Source organism: Flagellimonas ochracea, from assembly GCF_009903685.1.
GTDB lineage: Bacteria > Bacteroidota > Bacteroidia > Flavobacteriales > Flavobacteriaceae > Flagellimonas > Flagellimonas ochracea.
Genome location: NZ_JAAABI010000026.1, coordinates 1 through 1,029, shown reverse-complemented (window position 1 = coordinate 1,029; position 1,029 = coordinate 1). Strand labels below are relative to the sequence as shown.

The 1,029-nt window shown below is 33.8% G+C and carries 1 protein-coding gene; it reads right to left on the bottom strand.

The genetic code is table 11. The features are described from left to right. Positions 1-61: 61 nt before the first annotated feature. The gene (locus GTQ34_RS16600) at positions 62-658 is read right to left on the bottom strand and encodes a toxin-antitoxin system YwqK family antitoxin (protein ID WP_166524926.1); all 597 of its coding nucleotides are present in this window, start codon (positions 656-658) and stop codon (positions 62-64) included. Between the last annotated feature and the right edge of the window lie 371 nt (positions 659-1,029).

Sequence of the window (1,029 nt, the reverse complement as noted above, 5' to 3'; positions counted from 1 at the left end):
TTCCTCATCGTTTTTTTGAACTTTGATTTAACACATGGCCAGATTAGACTATGGATAGTTTTTATTCGTTTTTCACTTCTCCATTTTCGTCAAATAGAGTTCTTTTTGTCAAAACTCCATCTTTGTCGTAATTGGAAATTTCCTTTATTTTCCCACTCTGATAATATCTTTTTAATTCTCCAATAACGAGTCCATTTTTAAATACCGCTTTAAGCCTAATTTTTCCGTTTGAGAAATAACCAGTTTCAATTCCGTCACAAACCTTTTCGCAATTCATAAACCTATAGTTAGGAATTATTCCAAGTTTTTTAAGTTCTTCTTTGCTCGCTTTCTTTGTGAAAGAAACATTTGTCATTTTAATATATTCATCAATTCTCGGTTTAATTAGTGTATCCGAATTTATTAGTTTGTCAATTACAATTTTGTGTGTTTCTCCGATTTCGGTTGCGATAAGTTCGTACTCGCCTTTGGTTGGAAGCAATATTGTTCCGTTATCAAATTCCGTTATATGATATTCCGTTCCATTTTTTTCAAGATGATAGCTAAAGCTATTCTCAACTCTATTTGAACAAGAATCTTTCAAAAATAGATTGAATTTTATTTCTTGACTAAATCCAGAAATAGTAGAAAAAAGTAATATAAAAATCGTTAATTTCATTGGTTTGTCAAATTAAGCCTAACGCAGGGCTAAACGGAGTTACGTTCAGCACGGAGCGTATTTAAATTTATTTAAATATAGTGAAGTGCGGGTGAACGTGGCCAAATTACTTTTAGCCTCTTGATGGCGTACGTTTTCATTCCACACGTACTGCGGTCAAAGCTGGTTAATTAGGTCTTCGCGCCGTAATTAAAGTGATTTGGTTTGGCCCTGCGATGGAGTACATTTCCCATGGGGCGGGGCTTTGCATTTTTTTTTAAAGTATAGCAACATGGGTCAGCTTTGGCTGAATGTACTCCATCTTGTTTATATACATGTAATATACATCTCTATACACCCAAAATAGGATAAAATCGATGCATTCGATAATC

What these genes read in the sequence shown, in the direction of transcription:
- GTQ34_RS16600 (WP_166524926.1), bottom strand. Translation starts at nt 658, where the DNA reads ATGAAATTAACGATTTTTATATTACTTTTTTCTACTATTTCTGGATTT.